Consider the following 21,419-nt stretch of genomic DNA (forward strand, 5'->3'; position numbering starts at 1 on the left):
GGAGCATGCCCGCAGGCAGAATTTCTCCTATTATATTCCGTGAAAACTGATGCGTCCTGGTTTGTTCCGTGGATGTCCTTCATCAGCGAACGTGAGGCCCGACATGGCCGAGAACCCCGGCGGCACCAATCTGGTCGTCTGCCTCGACGGCACGGGTAACCAATTGAAGGCGAAAGGAAATACCAACGTCATCCGGCTGTACGAGATGCTGGACCTCGCCGACCCCGAACGGCAGATCGCGTTCTACGACCCCGGTGTCGGCACCTTCTCCGCCGCGGGCGCGTGGACGCCCGTCAGCCGCCGTCTCTCGAGACTCTTCGGTCTCGCCTTCGGCTCCGGAATGAAGACCAACCTGGCCGAGGCCTACACGTACCTGATGAACCATTACGCGCCCGGCGACCGCATCTACATCTTCGGTTTCAGCCGCGGCGCCTATACGGCACGCGCCCTTGTGGGCATGCTCAAGACGATCGGTCTGATGCGGCCCGGCATGGAGAACCTCGTGCCGTACGCCGTGTCCGTCTACGCGAAGAACAAGGACTGGACCCAGAAGGACTGGGACCAACTCCACCACTTCGCGGGCGCCTTCAGCAACGCGGTCGACGGGCGGATCGGCATCCCCGTCCACTACCTCGGGATCTGGGACTCCGTGAAGGCCGCGGGTGTCCTGCGGTGGAACCTGCGGTGGCCGTACACCCGTCAACTCCCCAACGTCCGAAGGATCCGCCACGCCGTGTCGATCGACGAGAAGCGCCGGCCCTACCGCGAGTACCTCGTCACGGCGGGCACCAAGAAGCAGACGGCGCCGGCCTCGGTCGAGCAGGTGTGGTTCGCCGGTGTCCACTCCGATGTAGGCGGCACCTTCGACGACGACCCGCGGCTGCCCACCGTCTCCCTCAAGTGGGTCGTGGACGGCGCCCTCGCGGCAGGCCTCCTCGTGAAGACCGGGGCGTACGCGCGTGAGGTGACCCTCGGACCCGAGCACGCGCTGGGCGAGGTGCACCGGATGGGCCGGATCTGGGCCCTGCTCAGCTACCGGCACCGCAGGGTCCCGCCGGACGCGCATGTCCACGCGAGCGTGCGGGCACGGCTGGCAGGGGATCCGGGCTACGGGGACCGGATCCCGGCGACGGCGGTCTGGGCCGACAGCGACTGGCTCAGCCCCTCGCCGGAATCGGCGCCGCGGCGGGCGACGCCCGACGACGGAACCCGAGCCGCCTCCGGTCCCCTCGGCGGACGAACGGCGGCAAGGCGTCCGCCCCGCTGGTGAACAGCAGGCCGCCGGGCACGCGTGTGCAGACCGGCCCGGCAGGCGCACACGGCTCGGAACCCGCTCGACGACCCACGCGTCCCGAGCACGGGTGACCGCTTCCCCGCCCGCGGACGGGGGCTCAGGTGGCGGGAAGTCCGCGGCCCGGCCGGTCCGACGCGTCCCTGACGCCGGACAGGCGAAGAAGCGGCCGCCGCCCGTCAGGGAGATGCCGGGATCGGCCCGCTTTCCGGGCGTCGTCCCGGAGGCCCTCCGGGCATGCCGTCGTACCGTCCAGTAATATCGCGCGGCAGGCCCCCTGAGGAGGAACCGTGTCCCGGTCGGAACGCTCATCCCTGCTACTCGCCGGCCTGTTGGCCACCGCGGGCGTCGCTCACTTCGCCGCACCACGGCAGTTCGACGCGACCATTCCGCGCGCTCTGCCGGGGAAGCCCCGGACCTGGACGTACGCGAGCGGCATCGCCGAACTGGCGCTGGCGGCCGGGGTGGCGCTGCCCCGTACGCGGCGTGCCGCGGCGCTCGCCACCGCCGCCTTCTTCGTCGGCGTGTTCCCCGCCAACGTCCAGATGGCCGTGGACTGGCGTCACCGCCCCGCACCCCTCAGGACCGCGGCCCTCGCGCGGCTTCCCCTCCAGGTGCCGCTCGTGCTGTGGGCGCGTGGCGTGGCCAAGGGCGCGGAGGGCCGGTCATGACGCGTCGTGTGGATGTCGGCGACAAGGTCGAGGACTTCGTCCTGCCGGACGAGACCGGTACGCCCCGGCAACTGTCGGACCTGGTCGCCGACGGGCCGGTGGTGCTGTTCTTCTATCCCGCCGCGCTGACCGCCGGCTGCACCGCGGAAGCATGCCACTTCCGGGATCTGGCCGCGGAGTTCGCCGCCGCCGGCGCGCGGCCGGTGGGAATCAGCGGTGATCCGGTCGACCGCCAGCAGGAGTTCGCCGGACAGCACACGCTCGGCTTCCCGCTGCTGTCCGACGAGGACGGAACGATCCGTGAGCGGTTCGGCGTGAAGCGCGGCTTCTCCCTGGCGCCCACCAAGCGCGTCACCTTCGTCATCGCCGAGGACCGCACGGTCCTGGAGGTGGTGCGCAGCGAACTGCGCATGAGCGCGCACGCCGACCGGGCCCTCACCGCCCTGCGCGCGCACCGGAGCTGAATCACACCCCGGAGATCCGGACGGTTTGGCCCGGCCGCTCGGGATGCGGCGGGGCCAAACCGTCCCTGCGAGCAGGGTCAGCCGCGCGCTGCCTGTGTCCCGCCCGTCGCCCGGCAGCCGAGCGCCTTGAGGTCGACCGCGTCGGCCATCGCCTGCATCCCCTTGTCGTTGGGATGCAGGTGGTCGCCGCCGTCGAAGAACGGCAGGATCCGCTGCTGGTCGTACGGACTGCGCGTGATCTTGTCGAAATCCGTCACGGCGTCGAGCGCGCCGCTGTTCCTGATCCAGTCGTTGACGCCCTGGCGCACGGCCTCGGAGGCGTCGTCGTACTCGTACCAGCCCTTGAACGGCATGACGGTCGCGCCGACGACGCACTTGCCCGCCGTGTGCGCCCGGTCGATGATCTCCTGATAGCCGGCGATCATGTCCTCCACCGTGACGCCGGAGTGGGCCTTGATGTCGTTGATGCCTTCGAACAGGAACACCGTGCTGACCCCGGGCTGGGAGAGCACATCACGCTGGAGCCTCTTCAGCGCGGCCTCACCGGCGCCGTCCGCGAGCACCTTGTTGCCCGAAATGCCCTCGTTCGCCACTCCCTTCACAGTGCTGCCGGACGCGGCCTGGAGCCGTCGGGCGAGATAGTCGGGCCAGCGGCGGTTCCCGTCCGTGGTCGAGGCCCATCCGTCGGTGATGGAGTCGCCGAGGGCCACCACCGAGCTGACCGCCGTGGATGTCTCCACATCGACGGCGTCCAGCCAGTACCAGGAGCCCATCGGGTCGGTCCAGTTGGCCGCGCCCTCCTCGGCGGCGTGGTCGCCCGCGGTCGCGTAATTGGTCTGCATGGCCATCCCGTGACCGGTCGTCGGTCCCTGGGCGCCTGTCACGTACAGGCTGACGACCAGATCGCTCTGAGCGGCCAGCTTTCCGGGCAGCGGATCGCTGAGCACGGTCTCACCGGCCGGGACGGTGACGGACGCGGCCCCGTCGAAGGACAGCTTCCGGTTGGAGCCGTGGACCAGCTCCGCACCCTGCTTCCGCAGCCCCGCGTACGCGTTCGCGAAGGTCACCGGGTGGTCACCGAAGGCGTTGGACAGCCGGATACGCATGTTCGTGCCGCCGACGCTGGTGCGCACGATCAACCGGTAACTGCGGTCGGCGGGCCCGGCGCTCTGCCGGTCGGCACTCGCGCCCCAGGTGACCACGGAGTGCTTGGACTGCGCGGCGGCCGGGGTCCCCGCCGTGCCCGTCGGCGCTTGCGCCTGCGTCTGCGCCGACGAGGAGACCGTCAGGGGTCCGCAGACCGCCAGGATCACCGCTGAGACGACGCCCGCCGCCCGGCGCCGGTACGAGGCAGCGCTCATCCGAGGTTCCGCAGCGTGACGGACTCACCGGGCTTGAGGCTGATCTTCCGCGAGGCGCCGCCCGCGACGACGGTCGTGCGGCGGCCGCCCACGCTCTTCAGCGTCGCCCGGGTGACCTTGCCGTTCTTCCAGCTGAGATCCGCGACGAAGCCGCCGCGCACGCCCACGCCGGACACCGAGCCGGATGCCGCCCAGGCGGCGGGCAGCGCGGGGAGCAGCTCGATATGGCCGGGCCGCGAGTAGACCAGCATCTCGACGATCGCGGCGGGGGTGCCGAAGTTCGCCTCGATCTGGAAGATGCCGCGGCCCGTCTCCACCTCGTAGATGTCGAAGAGGTTCATCGCGGTGCCGTTGGTTCCGTTGACCGACGGCTTCAGGTTGTTGACGACCAGCTGGTACGCCTTGTCCGCGTTCTTCAGCCTCGCCCAGCACAGGCTGCGCCAGGCGTTGGCCCAGCCGAAACTGTTCATGCCGCGCGCCGTGAGGAGGGCGGTCGCGCCGTCGACGATGTCCTTCGGCGTGGAGCCGTCCGGACGGATGCGGTCGCCGGGGAACAGGTTGATGAGCGGGGAGAGGTGCCGGTGCGTGGTCTCGCCGAGGTTGTCGGGCGACATCCACTCCTCCAGCCAGCCGGTCTTGGGGCTGACCACGGGCAGGTACAGGCGCTCGCGCAGACCGTCGACGGTCTTCCGGTGGGCGGCGTCCTTGGCGAGCAGCTCGGAAGCGGTGTGGAAGTTTCCGAAGAGGCCCCACACCAGTTCCTGGGCATACGTGTTGCCCTTGGCGTCCTGCGGGCCGTGCTCGGGCGACCAGTCGCTGTCGTCGATCAGGACCTCGCGCTTCGCGCCGGACGCGTCGGTGACGGTCGTGGTGATGAGACGTGCGTCCCAGAACTCCACGGCGCCCTTGAGGAGCGGGTAGATCTTCTTGAGATAGGCGCGGTCCTGGGTGTACTCGTAGTGCTCGAACAGGCTCTGGCAGAGCCAGGCGTTGCCGGCCGGGTGCCACCACCAGCCGGACCCGCCATAGGGGTTGGTGGAGAAGGCGACGGTCCAGCCGGCGACCTTGCCGCTGGAGTTGCGGTATCGGTTGGTGGAGTCGTTGAACAGCCGCTGGGTGACGTCCGTCCAGGAGGACAACTGCGCGAGGCAGTAGTCCGTGAAGGCGTCGAAACACTCGGACAGGCCCGCCCGGTCCGCCATCCAGTAGTTCATCTGGATGTTGATGTCGCTGTGGTAGTCGGCCATCCAGTCCGGGTCGTTGCCGTCCAGCCACGGGCCCTGGAGGCCCATCGGCAGGCTGCCCCGCGATCCGGAGATCATCAGATAGCGGCCGAACTGCAGGTAGGCGGCCTCGAGTTCCGGGTCGGGGAGGTCGTCCCGGTGGCGTGCCTGCAGCCGCTCCCAGGTGTCCAGTTCGCGCTGCGCGGCGGACGAGGTGCCGAGGTTGATGTCCAGCTGTCCGAACACGGCGCGGAAGTCGGCGACATGTGTGTGCAGCAGGGTGCTCGTCGGGTGGCCGGCCGCCTTGAGGACCTTGGTCCTGGCGAGGCGCTGCGGGTCCACGGAAGGGTCGCGGAACTTCGCGGCCGCGTCGGACGCGTAGTTGGTGCCGCCGCTGACGACGACGGTGAGGTCCTTGCAGCCGCTGAAGGAGATCGACGTACCGTCGACGCGGACCCTGCCGGTGCTGCTGTGGGCGGTGACGGCGGCGCCGTACTTCAGGCCGTTGGCGAAGGAGGCGCCGAACGACGCGTAGCGCCCCGCGCTGTTGGCGGTGGTGGACTCGCCGTGGGTGCCGGCGAGGGAGACGGTGCCCGTGTAGGCGCCGCCGCCCTGCTGGGAGAAGTACAGGACGATGGCGTCGTCGGGGCGGCTGGCGAAGACCTGCCGCCGGTAGGTCACGCCGGAGATGTCGTACGAGGTGCTGACCAGGCCCTGGGCCATGTCCAGGGAACGGCGGTAGTTGTCGACGCTTCCCAGGTCGTGGTCGGGGATGGCGACCGTGAGCTTGGCCAGCAGGGTCAAGGAGCCGAAGTCGTCGCGGCCGTAGGGGAACTGGCCGTCGCTCTGGAGCTTGTCGTTGAGATGGCCGGTCCACAGGGTGGCGTCGGTGATCATCAGAAGTTCATGGGCGGGGTCGTTGCTCGCGAGCGCCCCGAGGCGTCCGTTCCCGACCGGCAGCCCCTGCTCGATCATCGAGTGGGAGGAGCCGGGAGCGCCCCACCACAGCTGGTTCTTCGCGGCGTCGGCCGCGGACAGCATGGGCGACTCGGTGGGGCGGAAGGGGGCCGCCGAGGCGGTGAAGGCGGGCAGACCACCGAGTGCGGTGGCCGCGCCGGCGGCGGCGAGAGCGAGGAAGCCTCTGCGGCTGGGTTTGTTGTCGCGTGGTGCGGTCTGCTGGATGTCCACGGTGGGTGCACTCCATATCCGGGCGCGGCTCATGCGGGAACGACGGTTGCGGGGCCGTCTGGGGGTCCCCGCGGGGCCCGGGGTCAGGTCACCGGGCCCCGCGGGAAGCAGGTCGGACGGACTGCGGACGTCAGACGGACTGCGGAACGACGATCCTGTCGATGTCGGGTGCGTATCCGCTGCCGCTGTCGAACGTGATGGTGTTCGAGCCCGCCTTCAGTGCCAGTTGGACACTGACGGTCTCGGCCGTGCTCCAGTCGCCCGTGGAGGGGAACTTCAGGCTCGTGCCGTTACCGCTGTTGGACAGGACGGTCACCGAGCGGGGGTCGCCGCTGACGTAGGCGACCTTGACGGTGTAGATCCCGTCCTTCTTCACCGTGATGTCGTTGATCCGCAGCTTGCCGCCGGTGTACAGGTTGCCGACCTTCTTGCCGCCGGAGCAGGCGTCACATCCGCCGACGGAGGCGTTGCCCGACAGGGTGTTGGCCGCGGCCTCGGCCTCGTAGCCCGTGGTCGCCAGGGTGCCGCCGCCGGGCTTGATCGTGAACAGCCGCGAGCCATGTGCGGGCAGCGCCTCGGTGATCTTGTTCTTGTGGGTCCCGAGGTTCGTCTTGTTCCACAGGTCACGCACGGAGGCGTTGCCGGTGAATCCGAACGAAGCCCAGTGGGCGGTGACGGAGGCCGGCGAGTCGCCGAGGTTGAACAGGGCGACGGTGTAGCTGCCGTCGGCGTTCTTGGTGCCCCAGACCTGCTGGTCGCCGACCGGGGTGACCGGACGCGCGACGGGCGAGGTGTTCTGATCGACGGCGATGACTTCCTTGTTGGTGAGCAGGGAGACGCCGTAGCTGTCCAGCTTGGTGAGGTCGTCACCGGTGAACAGCGGCGACTTGTTGATGGCCCACAGCGTCATGTAGCTCTGCCGCTCGGCCTTGGTGAGGCCGTCCATCTCGCCGTTGCCGACATCGATGGCGTCGAGGTCGTTCCAGCCGCCGGGGCCCGCCTTGCTGCTCCACGCCGGGGCGTCGTCCCATCGGTCGTTGACCGAGTTCTCCCAGGTGACCAGGGTGTTGCAGTAGCACTCGATGTCGGTGTCGATGCGCCAGCCGTTGGAGTACTTCTTCCAGTCGGCGGCGTGGCCGATGTCGAGCGACCAGGAGAGCTCGAGGTGGATCGGGCGGCCGGTGGCGGCGATGGCCTTCTGCCAGGCGGCGACGTCGGCGACGTTGTTGTAGTTGTCACCGGACTTGAACGAGCCCGGGCCCACCCCGTCCAGCTTGAGGAAGTCGTAGCCCCAGTCCGCGAACATCTGCGCCTGCGAGTCGATGTACTTCTGCGCGCAGGACTTGTCGAAGTCGATCTTGTAGGCGTTGTCCCAGCCGTTGGTGGTGCGCAGGTCCGAGTAGACGATGTCGGCGGTGGTGCAGCCGGGGGCCTTCGAGATCGGCGTCTTGCCGTCGCCGTACGCCCCCTTCTCCAGGCCGACGGGCAGGTAGATGCCCGCCTTGAGGCCCTTGGAGTGGATGTGGTCGGCGACCGACTTCATGCCGTGGGGGAAGCGGACCGGGTCGGGCGTCTGCCGGCCGTACTGGTCGAACTGGGTCTTCCAGTTCTTGTCCATCCACCAGCCGGCGTCGATGTTGACGTGGTCGTAGCCGTACTTCTTCAGCTTCGAGGCGAGGGCGTCCGTCTGCTTCAGGACGTTCGCCTCGGTGAGATAGCTGTAGTCGCCGTCCGGGTTGAGGCCCGGGTACTTCGACGACTGCATGCTCCAGCTCGACCAGCCCATGTACGGCTTGGCGGCGACCGGAGCGGCGGCGGGCGTGCTCGTGTCCGCCTGGGCGGCCGGGACGACCGTCGCGACACCCGCGGTGAGGGCGAGGACGAGGACGGCTCTTATGGAGCGGCGGCCGGAGCGCGGGGCGGCTCCGGGTATGACGGCGTACGAGGATGACCCCATGGGTCGGACCTCCTGGGACGATGACAGCGGGGGCGGTTGGTGCGGGGCGGCTCTTGCCCCGGCGGTCGGACGGCGGCTCAGCCCTTGCCCGAACCGATGGTGAGTCCGCTGATGAATTGGCGCTGGAGCGCGAAGTACACCAGCAGTGTGGGGATCGCGGTCATCAGAGCACCGGCCGCGATGAGGTTGGGATTGGTGAAGTACGCACCCTGGAGGTTCGCCAGGGCGGAGGTGACGGGGCGCTTGTCGCCGGTCTCGATCAGCGCGAGCGGCCAGAAGAAGTCGTTGTAGATCCAGATCGATTCGAGCGTCGCCAGGGCCGCGAACGCCGGGCGGCACAGCGGCAGGATGATCTGGAAGAACTGCCGCCACACGGGGGCGCCGTCCACGAGCGCCGCCTCGGAGATCTCCTTCGGGATCGTCTTCATGTAGTTGCTGAGCAGGAAGGTGCAGAACCCGGACTGGTAGGCGATGTGGATGGCGATGATGCCCCAGGCCGAGTTGTAGAGAAGGAGCGAGTCGCTCATCCACTGCGGCAGCGGGACGAGGAGGTAGAGCCGGTACAGCGGGGTGACGAGGACCTGCGCGGGCAGGAGATTGCCCGCGGTGAACAGCATCAGCAGAACGATGTTCCAGCGGAAGTCGAAGCGGGAGACGAAGAAGGCGACCGCCGACGAGAACAGCAGGGTGAACAGCACCGACGGGACCGTGATGAGGACGGAGTTCCAGAAGAAGTGCGGCATCCCGGACTGGTCCCAGGCGTCCGTGAAGTTGTCGAAGCCGAGGCTGTGGGGCCAGGAGAGATAGCCGTGCTTCGCGGTGTCCGAGTAGGGCCGCAGCGACGTGTACATCGCCCACAGCAGCGGGACGAGCCACAGCAGGGCGATGCCGCCCAGCATCAGATGACGGCCTGTCTGGCGCCGCGGCCTCGATGAGGTCTTCGGCTGCTGCGGCTCGCGCCGGGTCCGCGGGCGGGAGGCCGGGCGCGGCACGGTCGTGGTCACTGGTCCTCCTTGCGGAAGTTCTGGACGAGGAACGTCCCGATGGCGGCAAGGGAGACCACGAGCAGGACGACCGCGAGGGCGGAACCGTAACCGATGTGACTGGACTCGCCGAGGATGTTGTCGGTGATGAGGAGGGACAGGAGCTCCATGCCCGGCTTGCTTCCGATTCCGCCGCCGAGGACGTAGACGACGTCGAAGGACCGCAGGGACTCCATGACCGTGATGACCAGGATGATGACGTTGACCGGTCTCAGGGCCGGGAAGACCACCCGCAGGAAGGTCTGCCGTCCGTTGGCCCCGTCGAGCGCGGCGGCTTCCTTGAGCGCCGGGTCGAAGCCCTTCAGGCCGGCCAGGTAGAGAATCATGATGTAGCCGGTGTGCCGCCAGCCGGAGGCGACCAGGACGGCCCACAGGTTGAGGTCGGGGTTGCCGAGCCAGTCGATGTGGTGGCCCGAACCGGCCGCGTTCAGGAGGCCGTTGAGGAGCCCGGTGTCGGGGTTGTAGATGATCTCCCAGATGAAGCCCACCACGGCCAGGGAGAGCACCATCGGCAGGAAGATCGCGGTCTGGTAGACCCTCGTGAAGCGGATCTTCCGGTCGAGCTGGTAGGCGAGGAAGATGCCGAACGGGGTGGGCAGCAGGGCCGTGAACAGCAGCCAGGCCACGTTGTGCCGCACCGCCGGCCAGAACGGCGGGTAGTTGGTGAAGATCTCCTGGTAGTTGTCCAGGCCGACCCAGTGGATGTCGACCAGGTCGATGCCGTCCCAGGTGGTGAAGGACAGCCACAGGGAGGCCAGTGCGGGCAGCCAGACGAAGAAGAGCAGGGCCGCGAGCGGGATGCCGATGATGACGGTCAGAAAGATCCGGTCGCCGGGGCCGAGGCGGCGGGGGCGGGCCTTTCGCGGTGCGGGAGACGCGGGCGCGGAGGACACGGAGGGCGCGGAGGACACGGTGCGGGAGACCTTTCCGGCCCTGGTCAGGCGGTGAAGAAACGCGAGCGCTGGGACTCGATCTTCTTCAGCGTCCCTGCGCCGTCGTCGGGGTGGCCGAGCCACTGGGTCAGGCCGGGGAGCACGACGGTGGAGATGAAGCCCGGGTCGCTGTCACGGTCCGCGAACTGGCTGATGTGCTTGGCGGAGGCGATGAGGTCGGCGGACTTCTTCTGCAGCGCGTTGTACGAGCCGGTGTCGGCCTCCTCGTTGACGGCGAGGTTGCTCGGGTCGACGCCCATGTACACCTCCTCGGTGCGGGCCCCGCCGAGGAACTCCAGGAACTTCTTGGCGCCGTCCTCGTTCTTGGGCCGCCGGCTGAGCATGAAGCCGTCGGTGGGGGCCTCGACGGCATCCTGGCCGTGGGTGGCGTCGATCTCGGGGAAGGGGAAGAAGTCGATGTCGCTGCGGATTTTCTCGTCGGTGATCTGCTGGCCGAGGAACAGTCCGATGACGGCCATGCCGGACTTCTTGTCGAGCAGCGACTGGGCGGCGTCCTGCCAGGAGCGGCCACCGGCTCCCTGCTGGTAGTGCGGGGCCAGTTCACGCCAGTGATCGAGCGTGGCGACGGCACGCTTGTCGGTCCAGGAGACCTTGCCGCGCATCAGGGACATGTGGAAGTCGTAGCCGTTGGTCCGCATGTTGACGTAGTCGAAGGCGCCGAGAATGCTCCAGCTGTCGCCGCCGCCGTATCCGGAGGCGATCGGGGAGAGCCCGTCCTTCTTCATCTGCTTCGCGAGCGCGATGAACTCGCTCCACTTCTGCGGGATTTGGTAGCCGCGCTCCTTGAACACGCTCTTGCGATAGAAAACGGCCCACGGGTAGTTGTACAGCGGCACGAAGTAGTACTTGCCGTCCTCGCCACGCGAGAGCTGCTTGGTGGCGTCGCTGAAACCGGCGCCTATCTTGTCCCACACCTCGTCGAGCGGGCTGCACAGCTTCTTCTTTGCGAAGTACTGCATGCGGTAGCCGGCGAACCAGGTGAAGACGTCGTCCGGGGTGCCCTGCAGATAGGTGGAGATGCTTTTCTGGAAGGTGTCGTGGTCCACGGTGTTCGTCTTCACCGTCAGACCGCTGTCCTTGGTGAACGCCTTGGTCACCGCGGCGTAGGCGGACTTGGGAGTGGCGTCCGCGCCGTTGGAACCGAAGGTGACCGTCTTCGGATCGGCCCCCGCTCCCCCGCCGCACGCGGTCAGAAGGGGCGCGCCCAGTACTGCCGCGCCGAGGCCGAACACCCCGCCGACCACCGAGCGGCGGCCGGGAGTCACCCCGGCCGTCGGGGGACGGCCGGGTCCCCGCGCAGCCAGGGGGTTGCGGCTCTGCTGCGTCATCGCTGCTCCTCGTGCATGTCAGTACGTGTCTGATCTGATGAAGGACTGAATCGCGGTGGCCGCCGCCCCGCGCGCCCACTCCTCGAAGGGCAGCGGGCGGGTCTGTAGGTCGCACCGGGCGGCCGACCCGAAGGCCGCCGCGGCGAACGCCTCGCGGATCTGCTCGGCGAACAGGTCGTAGGCGGCCAGGCCCTCGCCCGAGATGATCACGCGTTCGGGACCCAGGAGGTTGGCGACCGTGGCGATGCCGCGGCCGATCGCGTCCCCCGCTCGGGCGTACACCTCGCGGGCTCCGGGGTTTCCGGCGTGCGCGAGGTCCACGGCCTCCGCGGTGTCGGCGACCTCGATGCCGGTCACCTCGCGGATCCTGCCGACGATCGCCGAGTCGGCGGCGATCGCCTCGACGCATCCGCGGTTGCCGCAGTGGCACGGCGGGCCGGCCGGGTCGATGGCCACATGGCCGATCTCGCCGGCCACTCCGTGCGCCCCGGACACCACATGGCCGTGGACGACGAGACCGCAGCCGATGCCGGCGCCGACGGTCACCACCGCGAAGTCGGACAGGCCCACCCCGGCGCCGAACCACTGCTCGGCGACCGTCAGTGCCCGTACGTCGTTGTCGACGGTGACCGGCAACCCCGTGGCCAGCGAGGCCAGTTCGGCCAGGGGGACATCGCTCCACTCCAGAAAGGGCGAGTAGCGCACGACGCCGGCGGCCCGGTCGACGTCACCCGACACCGCGATGCCGAGCCCGTGGACCGCGACGCCGAAGCCGTCCGCCTCCGTCAGCAGTTCCTGTACGAGGGCCGTGATGGAGGCGAGCACCGCCCCGGGGTCGCGCGACGTCAGGGGCAGATGCCGGGCGACCCGGATGCGGCAGCACAGATCGGTGAGTACGGCGATGAGTTCGTCGCCCGTCACCTTCACTCCGATGAACAGCGCCCGCCCTCCGTCGACCTGCACCGGGTTGGCGGGCCGCCCTAGCGACGGCTGCCGCGCGTCGTCGTCCGCGTCCTCCACCAGATAGCCGGCCTCGATGAGAGGCCGGACCGCCTTGGTGACCGCCGCCGCCGACAGCCGGGTCCGCCCCGCTATCTCCGACCGCGTGAGCGGGCCGTGGGACAGCACGGTGGTGAAGATCTGGGCGGCGGCCGGCGTGTGGGCCGGGAACGCCTCGGTGCGAGAGGTCGAGCGCATGGCCGGGAACCTATGACCCTTATTTTCTGCTGTCAATGAAAGAAGCAAGATTCTCTTGAGGACCTCCTGTGTGGCACTTGCTACCTTCAAATACGAGACTTGGTTGGGATGTTGACAGCTGATCCAAGGTCCCGATTGACTTCCGTCCGTCTCATGGCATCACCGGAACGTGAGGATCCATGTCGCTGATCTCCTTCGCCCCGCACAGCGGGGTCTGGCTGCTGACCACCCCGCACACGTCGTACGCACTACGGATCGACGCGTCGGGTGCCCCCTGCCATCTCGCGTGGGGACCGAGGCTGACGCTCGCGGCGGCCGAGGAACTCGCCGTCCCCGAGCCACCCGCTGCCAGCAGCTTCGAGGGCAGACCGAGTGTGGGAGAGGAACTCCCCGTCGACGGCGGGGTCCGCTACGGGCCGCCGTCGCTTCAGGTGCGCTTCGCGGACGGGAGCCGCGCCTTCGAATGGCAGCCCACCGGCCACCGGGTGCACGAGAGCGCCGACGGCGCGCACGAGCTGGTCCTGTTCTTCCGCGACCGCCGCTACCCCTTGCAGGTGGCGCTGCATTACCGGGTGCGCGCCGACACCGACGTCATCGAACGGTGGACGGTCGTGCGCAACGGCGGGGACGAGCCCGTGACCCTGCTGCGCGCCGACTCGGCCGCCTGGACCCTTCCCCCGCTGGCGGACTACCGGCTCAGCCATGTCACCGGGCAGTGGTCCGCCGAGAGCCGGCTGCGCCGCGACCGACTGCCGTACGGCGAGACCGTGCTGACCAGCCGTCGCGGCATCACCAGCCATCACACGAACCCCTGGCTGATGGTCGACTCCGGTGAGGCCACGGAGGACCACGGCCGGGTCTGGAGCGCGGCGCTCGCCTGGAGCGGGAGCTGGCGCATCACCACACAGCGCACCCCGGACGGGCGGACCGGCTTCACCGGAGGCGTCGGGCACGACGGCACGGGCGTACCGCTGACTCCGGGCGAGGAGTTCACCGCTCCCGCGTTCGCCGGCCTGTTCACCGCCGACGGCTTCGGCGCGGCCAGTCGTGCCTGGCACGCGTACACGCTGGCCCATGTGCTGCCCCACCCGGACGAACCGGTGCCGGTGCTCTACAACTCGTGGGAGGCCACGGGCTTCGATGTCGACGAGGTCGGCCAGAAGGCGCTCGCGGAACGGGCCGCCGCCCTCGGCGTCGAGTTGTACGTCGTCGACGACGGCTGGTTCGGCGGGCGCCGCAGCGACCGGGCCGGGCTCGGTGACTGGACTCCCGCTCCCGACCGCTTCCCCGACGGACTGGGCCCGCTGGCCGACAGGGTGCGCGAACTGGGGATGCGCTTCGGGCTGTGGGTGGAGCCCGAAATGGTCAACCCGGACAGCGACCTGTACCGGGCGCACCCGGACTGGGTACTGCACCTGCCCGACCGCTCCCGCTCGGAGCTGCGCAACCAGCTCGTCCTCAACTTCGCCCGCCGCGACGTCGCCGACTGGGCGTACGGCTGGCTGACCGAACTCGTCGGCGCCCACCGGATCGACTTCCTCAAGTGGGACATGAACCGCGCCTTCAGCGAAGCCGGCTGGCCGGGGCAGCAGGACGGCGCGGACCGGCTCGGCACGCAGTACGTGCGCCATCTCTACGGGGTGATCGACCGTCTCCGCGCGGACCACCCGGGGCTGCGGATCGAGTCGTGCAGCGGGGGCGGCGGCCGGATCGACCTCGGGATCCTGGGGCGTACGGACCAGACATGGGCCTCGGACAACACCGATGCCGCCGACCGGCTGTGGATCCAGCACGGATTCAGCCAGATCTATCCCGCGCGCACCATGGGGTGCTGGGTGACCGACGCGCCCAACCAGTTCACCGGCCGTGGGCTCCCGCTGCGGTTCCGCTTCCACGCCGCGATGGCGGGGGCGCTGGGCATCGGCGGGGATCTGGCGCGCTGGTCGGAGGAGGAACTGCGGGAAGGGGCCGCGCTGGTCACCGAGTACAAGAAGGTGCGCCATCTCGTGCAGCACGGCAGGCTCGATCGGCTGTCGCCGCCTTCCGGCCAGTCGCCCGCGGTCGTGCAGTACACCTCGGCGGACGGCTCGGAGTCACTGGTGCTCGCCTGGCGCGGCGTCCCGCGTCCCGGCGACGCCGACCTGCCGGTACGGCTGAGGGCACTGACTCCGGCGGCCCGGTACCGCGACAGCCGCACCGGCACCGTGCACCATGCCTCCGTCCTGGGCGACTACGGCCTGCGCCTCGACCTGCCGGCCGGCGACTGGTCCAGCGTGGCGATGCATCTCGTACGGGAGCCGGAGGCGGTCTGAGCACCGTCTCTCGACGCGGTCCGTGCCCCTCCCCCAGCTCCGATGCGGCAGAGCCGGTGAAGGGACACGGGCAGTGGTGCGGGCCGAACTACTTCGGGCACTCCTTCCAGGCCAGGTGGTAGATCGTGCTGATGTCACCGTCGGTCGAGTCCATCGTCATGAAGCTCGAACTGCCGGGAGTGGAGGTGCCGGCGTTGACGCGGAGCTCGGTGTTGATGTTGAAGTTGCGCTGAACACCGCAGGGGGCCCAGACCAGTTGGGCCCAGTCCGTGGTGTCCGTGGCCTGCCAGTTGTCGTTGTACGGGCCGCTGAAGGGGTGCGTGATGGAAGCCGTGTTCGACGAGCCCTGGAAGTAGTACGAGGCCTTCTCCGTGCTGGTGGCGCCGCGCTGAAGGGCGGCGAAGCCTCGGTAGTCCGCGCTCGCGACGGCGTACGTGAAGCCCTGCGGGACGTGGACGAGCAGGTTGAGCTGGCAGTTCTTGCGGAACGCGGTGGGGTCGGCGTTGCCTCCGACCTGGGCCAGGTAGTTGCTGTACGTCACGGTGAAGGCCGTGTTGTCCGGCGAGACCGCGACCGCGGCGGTCCCGGCGGGGCAGCCGGAGCCGTTCACGGTGGCGACCTTGATGACGATCTTGTCCGGGGGCGGGTCGGTGAACCCGCCCGACGGGTCCCCTACGGGAAGTGCGGTGGTGAAGAGGGCGGCGATCGCGCCGCTCAGGAGCAGCCCACCAGCCATGGTTCTCCCATCCGTTGCGTTGGCGTTCCGGCGGCCCGCACACGGATGTGCGGGCCGCCGTGAATAGGGGGGTGCGGCCCGCCGCGTGAGCGAAGAGCCGTCGCAGACCACATGCGTTGGATCAGATACCGAGACGTGCTGTGCCGTACTGCCCTGCACCGTGCTTCATGCGCATGCCAAAACAGGCCGACATGCACTCCCTACCTGTGAAGGATCTGTGGAGGCCGGGAGCGATCGCATCGTACGTATCCCGGCGCGCCGCAGACAGGGCGAACTCCAGCCAATACCAAAAGCGCATGCCCACCTGCCCCACCAGCAGGGCCGCGACGCGGCTCCTTAGGCTTTCAGCCAGTGACCGCCCGTTGCGACAGGAGCCTCATGCCCCCGCACAGCCCCTCGGATCTCCCCCGGGCGCCCGGCCCGCCACCGGCCGAGGCCCTCAGCTATGGACCGGCCGGAGCCACCTGCCCCGGCGACGAGTCCTGGCACGCGGACGGCGAGGGGTACCGCCGCTACGACCGGACCGTCGTCATCGGACACGGCGACGCCCACTGGCGCGCGGCAGCGGACGCGGTCCTCCACTGGGGCATCAAGCGGCGCAGCGGCTTTCGCGTCACGCCCCGGTCCGGCGCGGGCGAGCGGGTCACCGAGGGTGCCGAATACCGGATCACCGCAGCCATCGGGCCGCTCGCCGTGCACGAACCCGTCCGGGTCGTCGCCGTGGTCGTCACGCCCGAGCGATGCGGCTTCGCCTACGGCACCCTGCCCGGCCACCCCGTCTCGGGCGAGGAGGCCTTCGTCGTCCACCGGACTCCCGACGGCGCGGTCGCGCTGACTCTCCGGTCCCTGACCCGCCCCGCGCCGAGCGGCCCATGGCGCGCACTGTTCCCGTTGCTCCTCGTGGCGCAGCGCTTCTACCGCCGCCGTTACCTGCGCTCCCTTCGCGCCGTCGCACCCCGCTGACGGCACATACCCGGTCTGGCCGGAATCCGCGTCCGGACCGGGCCGGCGAGGGGGCAATCTCCGTGTCGGTTCTGATCGGAACCGATCGGCATCGAACCGCCCACGTGACCGAAATTCGAGTCCGTACCCTTCTTTTCGGATCTCATTCCTGGAAAAAGCAGCCCATCTTTGTGAGGTACCTCGCCGGGCCTTCCTCCCCGCACTTTGTTTGAAAGCTCCCAGGTGAGTTAATCTGCCGCGTATTTCTCTTGATGCGGTTCGGTGATCCGCCGGGGATCCGCGGGCGATAGAAGTGGGGTGATCGTCCGTGCTCCGGCGTGGTTTTCAGGCCTTTCACAGGAGCTCTTGGGGAGCGGGACGAGGGACGAGGGTGGGCATGAACAGCAAGACAGCCGAGGCCGAGAGCCGCACACCGGGTGATCAGGAGTTGCGTCAGCTGCTCGCCGGACTGACCGCGGTACGGGACGGGGACTTCGGTACCCGGCTGCCCGACGACACCGACGGGCTGCTGGGCGAGATCGCCACCGTCTTCAACGGCATGATCGACCAGTTGTCCGTGTTCACGTCGGAAGTGACACGCGTGGCCCGCGAGGTGGGCACCGAGGGCACTCTGGGCGGGCAGGCGGAGGTGCCGGGAGTCTCCGGCACCTGGGCCGATCTGACCGACTCCGTGAACGCCATGGCGGGCAATCTCACCACGCAGGTGCGCGACATCGCGCAGGTGGCGACCGCGGTGGCCAAGGGCGACCTCTCGCAGAAGATCGACGTACCGGCGCGCGGCGAGATCCTGGAGCTGAAGGAGACCGTCAACACGATGGTCGACCAGCTCTCCGCCTTCGCCGACGAGGTCACCCGCGTCGCGCGCGAAGTCGGCAGTGAAGGGCGCCTGGGCGGGCAGGCCCAGGTCCCCGGCGTCGGAGGCGTGTGGCGCGACCTCACCGATTCCGTCAACCTGATGGCGGGCAACCTGACCGCGCAGGTCCGTAACGTCGCCCAGGTGACCACCGCCGTGGCCAAGGGCGACCTCTCCCAGAAGATCACCGTGGACGCCCGCGGCGAGATCCTGGAACTGAAGAACACCATCAACACGATGGTCGACCAGCTCTCCGCCTTCGCCGACGAAGTCACCCGCGTCGCCCGGGAAGTCGGCACCGACGGACGTCTCGGCGGGCAGGCCGATGTGAAGGACGTCCGGGGCACCTGGCGTGATCTCACCGATTCGGTGAACTTCATGGCGGGCAACCTGACCGCCCAGGTCCGCTCCATCGCCCAGGTCGCCACCGCCGTGGCCAAGGGCGACCTCTCCCAGAAGATCACCGTGGACGCCCGCGGCGAGATCCTGGAGCTCAAGGACACCATCAACACGATGGTCGACCAGCTCTCCGCCTTCGCCGACGAAGTCACCCGCGTCGCCCGGGAAGTCGGCACCGCCGGCAACCTGGGCGGCCAGGCGACCGTACGCGGCGTCTCCGGTACCTGGAAGGACCTCACCGACAACGTCAACGTCATGGCGTCCAACCTCACGGGTCAGGTCCGTTCGATCGCCCAGGTCGCCACCGCCGTGGCCCGCGGTGACCTGTCGCAGAAGATCACGGTCGAGGCCAAGGGCGAGGTCGCCGCGCTCGCCGACGTCATCAACACCATGGTCGACACCCTGTCCGCGTTCGCCGACGAGGTCACCCGCGTCGCCCGCGAGGTCGGCACCGAGGGACGGCTGGGCGGCCAGGCGCACGTGCCGAACGTGGCGGGCACCTGGAAGGACCTCACCGACAACGTCAACTCGATGGCGAACAACCTGACCGGTCAGGTGCGCAACATCGCCCTGGTGACGACCGCCGTCGCCAACGGTGACCTGTCGAAGAAGATCGACGTCGACGCCCGCGGCGAGATCCTGGAACTCAAGACCACCATCAACACGATGGTGGACCAGCTCTCCTCGTTCGCGGCCGAGGTCACCCGCGTCGCCCGCGAGGTCGGCAGCGAGGGCAGGCTCGGCGGCCAGGCCGAGGTGGAGGGCGTCTCCGGTACCTGGAAGCGGCTCACCGAGAACGTCAACGAACTGGCGGGCAACCTGACCCGCCAGGTCAGGGCCATCGCCGAGGTGGCCAGTGCCGTCGCCGAGGGCGACCTCACCCGCTCGATCACCGTCGACGCCTCCGGGGAGGTGGCCGAACTCAAGGACAACATCAACTCGATGGTCGGCTCCCTGCGCGAGACCACCCGGGCCAACCAGGAGCAGGACTGGCTGAAGTCCAACCTGGCGCGCATCTCGGGCCTCATGCAGGGGCACCGTGACCTCGCGGTCGTGGCCGAGCTCATCATGGAGGAGCTGACGCCGCTGGTCTCCGCCCAGTACGGCGCCTTCTATCTCGCGGAGGAGACCGGCCGGGGCACCCAGCTGCGACTGATCGGCTCCTACGGCTATCCCGACGACACACAGCGTCCCGACCGCATCCCGCTCGGGCGCTCCCTGGTCGGCCAGGCCGCGCGCAATCGGCGTCCCATCACCGTCGACGACCTGCCGCCCGCCTATGTGACCATCTCCTCCGGTCTCGGGCAGATCTCGCCGACCGCGCTGAAGGTCCTGCCCATCGTGGTCGACGAACAGGTACTGGGCGTCATCGAACTGGCCTCGGTCACCCGCTTCACCCAGATCCACGAGGACTTCCTGGGACAGTTGATGGAGACCATCGGGGTCAACGTCAACACCATCGTCGCCAATGGCCGTACGGACGAGCTGCTCGGCGAGTCCCAGCGGCTGACGGCCGAACTTCAGTCCAGGTCCGAGGAGTTGCAGGTACAGCAGGACGAACTGCAGCGCTCCAACGCCGAGCTGGAGGAGAAGGCCACGCTGCTGGCCACTCAGAACCGCGACATCGAGGCGAAGAACCTGCAGATCGAACAGGCCCGCCAGGAGCTGGAGGCACGGGCACAGCAGCTGTCGCTCGCCTCGAAGTACAAGTCGGAGTTCCTGGCCAACATGAGCCACGAACTGCGTACTCCCCTCAACAGCCTGCTGATCCTCGCCCAGTTGCTGGCACAGAACCCGTCCCACAACCTCACTCCGAAGCAGGTCGAGTACGCGGGGATCATCCACTCGGCGGGTTCCGACCTGCTGCAGCTGATCAACGACATCCTCGACCTGTCGAAGGTCGAGGCCGGCAAGATGGACATCTCTCCCGAACGCGTCGCCCTGCGCCGTCTGCTCGACTATGTAGAAGCGACGTTCCGGCCGATGACGAGCCAGAAGAGCCTCGAATTCACCATGAGCACCGCCCCGGGCGTCCCCGTGGACCTGCTCACCGACGATTCCCGGCTGCGGCAGGTGCTGCGCAATCTGCTCTCGAACGCCGTCAAGTTCACCGAACGCGGCGGCGTCGGACTGCACATCGAGCCGGCCGTCGACCAGAACATCCCTGCCGCCGTCCACCGCGGTGGCGCCGTCGTGGCCTTCCACGTCAAGGACACCGGAATCGGCATTCCCGAGCAGCAGTTGGAGACGATCTTCGGAGCGTTCCAGCAGGCGGACGGGACCACGAGCCGCAAGTACGGCGGAACCGGACTCGGACTGTCCATCACCCGCGAGATCGCCCATCTGCTCGGTGGTGCGGTCACCGTGGACAGCACACCCGGACAGGGCAGCACGTTCACTCTCTATCTGCCGGTCGCCCGCGCCGACTTCGAGGAGCTCGCCCAGGGAGCCCAGCCCGGTGAGGCGAGCCAGGGGGACGGTGCGGCCGACCACCCCCGGGGGTCCCAAGCCCTCACCGGTGCCGGCGGGCCCACGCACCGCAGGCGCCGGATCCTGGTCGTCGAGGAGCGGCCCCGGGGTCTGCTGACCCTCGTCGCGGAGAGCACCGTGGCCAACCTGACGAGAGGACACCACGGCGGCGATCCGCGTGAAGTCATCGACGTCACCACCACGGTGGACGCCCAGGAGGCGGCCGGCGCCCTGGCGGCGGAACCGTGCCACTGCGTGGTCCTCGAACTCGGCATGTCGGGCGGTGAGGCCTCACGGTTCCTCGACGCCCTGGACGGGGACCCCGCGCTGGCCTCCGTACCCGTCCTGGTCCACAACGGACAACGCGCCGACGTGACGCTGGATCCGGCACTGCGGTCCCGTTCCGCGGCCCGCTCGCTGGAGATCTTCTCCAGCCTCGACGAGCTGCGGGAACGGATCGCCCTGCATCTGTCGGCCGAGGAACCCGGGGACGTGCTGCCCCTCGTCCGCCCGGAGAAGCCCCAGCCGGAGCAGACGCTGGTGGTGGACGGCACCTTCACCGGCCGGACCGTCCTCGTCGTCGACGACGACGCCCGCAACCTCTTCGCGCTCAGCGGGATCCTGGAACTCCACGGATTCAAGGTGCTGCACGCGGAGAACGGCAGGAAGGGCGTCGACACCCTGCTCGCTCATCCCGAGATCTGCCTGGTGCTGATGGACGTGATGATGCCCGAGATGGACGGCTACGCGGCGACCACGGAAATCCGGAGCATGTCCCAGTACACCGACCTTCCGGTCGTCGCCGTCACCGCGAAGGCGATGCCCGGCGACCGGGAGAAGGCCCTGCAGTCCGGAGCCAGTGACTACGTCACCAAGCCGGTCGACGCGAACGACCTCATCGCCTGCGTCCGACGCTGGCTGTCCGCCTGAAGCAGCACGGCCTCCGGACCACCCGCACCTCCGGAGGCCGTGCGTCTTCCCCAGCCCGGCGTGTTCTGCCTGCCAGCCGAG

General features: G+C 68.9%; 14 protein-coding genes. 6 read left to right on the plus strand and 8 right to left on the minus strand.

Annotated features, from left to right (window positions below):
• The first annotated feature begins 103 nt into the window (after positions 1-103).
• The 3 genes from SAVERM_RS05855 to SAVERM_RS05865 all read left to right on the plus strand — a co-directional run bounded on the left by SAVERM_RS05855 (position 104) and on the right by SAVERM_RS05865 (position 2,426).
• Positions 104-1,270, plus strand: a complete 1,167-nt coding sequence (locus SAVERM_RS05855; protein WP_010982510.1) for a T6SS phospholipase effector Tle1-like catalytic domain-containing protein — start codon at positions 104-106, stop codon at positions 1,268-1,270.
• 311 nt (positions 1,271-1,581) lie between these two features.
• On the plus strand, positions 1,582-1,962 hold the full coding sequence (locus SAVERM_RS05860; RefSeq protein WP_010982511.1) for a DoxX family protein: 381 nt from the start codon (positions 1,582-1,584) through the stop codon (positions 1,960-1,962).
• Positions 1,959-2,426, plus strand: coding sequence for a peroxiredoxin (locus SAVERM_RS05865; RefSeq protein ID WP_010982512.1), 468 nt, complete (start codon positions 1,959-1,961; stop codon positions 2,424-2,426). The genes SAVERM_RS05860 and SAVERM_RS05865 overlap by 4 nt, the downstream gene beginning before the upstream one ends.
• 77 nt (positions 2,427-2,503) lie before the next feature.
• Here the strand turns inward: SAVERM_RS05865 and SAVERM_RS05870 are convergent, their stop codons facing one another.
• The 7 genes from SAVERM_RS05870 to SAVERM_RS05900 form a co-directional block, all read right to left on the minus strand.
• Positions 2,504-3,787: an SGNH/GDSL hydrolase family protein gene (locus SAVERM_RS05870; protein ID WP_010982513.1), complete on the minus strand. Its 1,284-nt coding sequence runs from the start codon at positions 3,785-3,787 to the stop codon at positions 2,504-2,506.
• Positions 3,784-6,198: a glycosyl hydrolase family 95 catalytic domain-containing protein gene (locus SAVERM_RS05875; protein ID WP_010982514.1), complete on the minus strand. Its 2,415-nt coding sequence runs from the start codon at positions 6,196-6,198 to the stop codon at positions 3,784-3,786. Before SAVERM_RS05875 ends, SAVERM_RS05870 begins: the two co-directional genes overlap by 4 nt.
• A gap of 130 nt (positions 6,199-6,328) precedes the next feature.
• A complete protein-coding gene (locus SAVERM_RS05880; protein WP_010982515.1) occupies positions 6,329-8,155 on the minus strand; it encodes an alpha-galactosidase D in 1,827 nt (608 codons plus the stop codon).
• Positions 8,156-8,232: 77 nt separating this feature from the next.
• The gene (locus tag SAVERM_RS05885; RefSeq protein ID WP_037650244.1) at positions 8,233-9,159 is read right to left on the minus strand and encodes a carbohydrate ABC transporter permease; all 927 of its coding nucleotides are present in this window, start codon (positions 9,157-9,159) and stop codon (positions 8,233-8,235) included.
• Positions 9,156-10,109 (minus strand): carbohydrate ABC transporter permease, encoded by a 954-nt coding sequence (locus SAVERM_RS05890; RefSeq protein ID WP_010982517.1) that lies wholly within the window; start codon positions 10,107-10,109, stop codon positions 9,156-9,158. Before SAVERM_RS05890 ends, SAVERM_RS05885 begins: the two co-directional genes overlap by 4 nt.
• Positions 10,110-10,135: 26 nt before the next feature.
• The gene (locus SAVERM_RS05895; RefSeq protein WP_010982518.1) at positions 10,136-11,479 is read right to left on the minus strand and encodes an ABC transporter substrate-binding protein; all 1,344 of its coding nucleotides are present in this window, start codon (positions 11,477-11,479) and stop codon (positions 10,136-10,138) included.
• An 18-nt stretch (positions 11,480-11,497) separates the two neighbouring features.
• Entirely contained in the window at positions 11,498-12,676 is a 1,179-nt protein-coding gene (locus SAVERM_RS05900) for an ROK family transcriptional regulator (protein WP_010982519.1), read from the minus strand.
• A gap of 179 nt (positions 12,677-12,855) precedes the next feature.
• On the opposite strand from SAVERM_RS05900, the gene SAVERM_RS05905 reads away from it, so the two are divergent.
• On the plus strand, positions 12,856-14,988 hold the full coding sequence (locus tag SAVERM_RS05905) for an alpha-galactosidase (RefSeq protein ID WP_010982520.1): 2,133 nt from the start codon (positions 12,856-12,858) through the stop codon (positions 14,986-14,988).
• A gap of 88 nt (positions 14,989-15,076) precedes the next feature.
• Here SAVERM_RS05905 and SAVERM_RS05910 read toward each other — a convergent pair whose 3' ends face one another.
• A complete protein-coding gene (locus SAVERM_RS05910; protein ID WP_010982521.1) occupies positions 15,077-15,724 on the minus strand; it encodes a DUF4360 domain-containing protein in 648 nt (215 codons plus the stop codon).
• A 378-nt stretch (positions 15,725-16,102) separates the two neighbouring features.
• Between SAVERM_RS05910 and SAVERM_RS05920 the strand changes: the two genes are divergently transcribed.
• Both SAVERM_RS05920 and SAVERM_RS05925 read left to right on the plus strand, forming a co-directional pair.
• Positions 16,103-16,687 (plus strand): DUF1990 family protein, encoded by a 585-nt coding sequence (locus tag SAVERM_RS05920; protein WP_010982522.1) that lies wholly within the window; start codon positions 16,103-16,105, stop codon positions 16,685-16,687.
• A 376-nt stretch (positions 16,688-17,063) separates the two neighbouring features.
• Complete coding sequence (locus SAVERM_RS05925) at positions 17,064-21,338, plus strand: HAMP domain-containing protein (RefSeq protein WP_010982523.1); 4,275 nt, start codon at positions 17,064-17,066, stop codon at positions 21,336-21,338.
• The last annotated feature ends 81 nt before the right edge of the window (positions 21,339-21,419 follow it).

This window comes from Streptomyces avermitilis MA-4680 = NBRC 14893 (genome assembly GCF_000009765.2).
Classification (GTDB): Bacteria; Actinomycetota; Actinomycetes; order Streptomycetales; family Streptomycetaceae; genus Streptomyces; species Streptomyces avermitilis.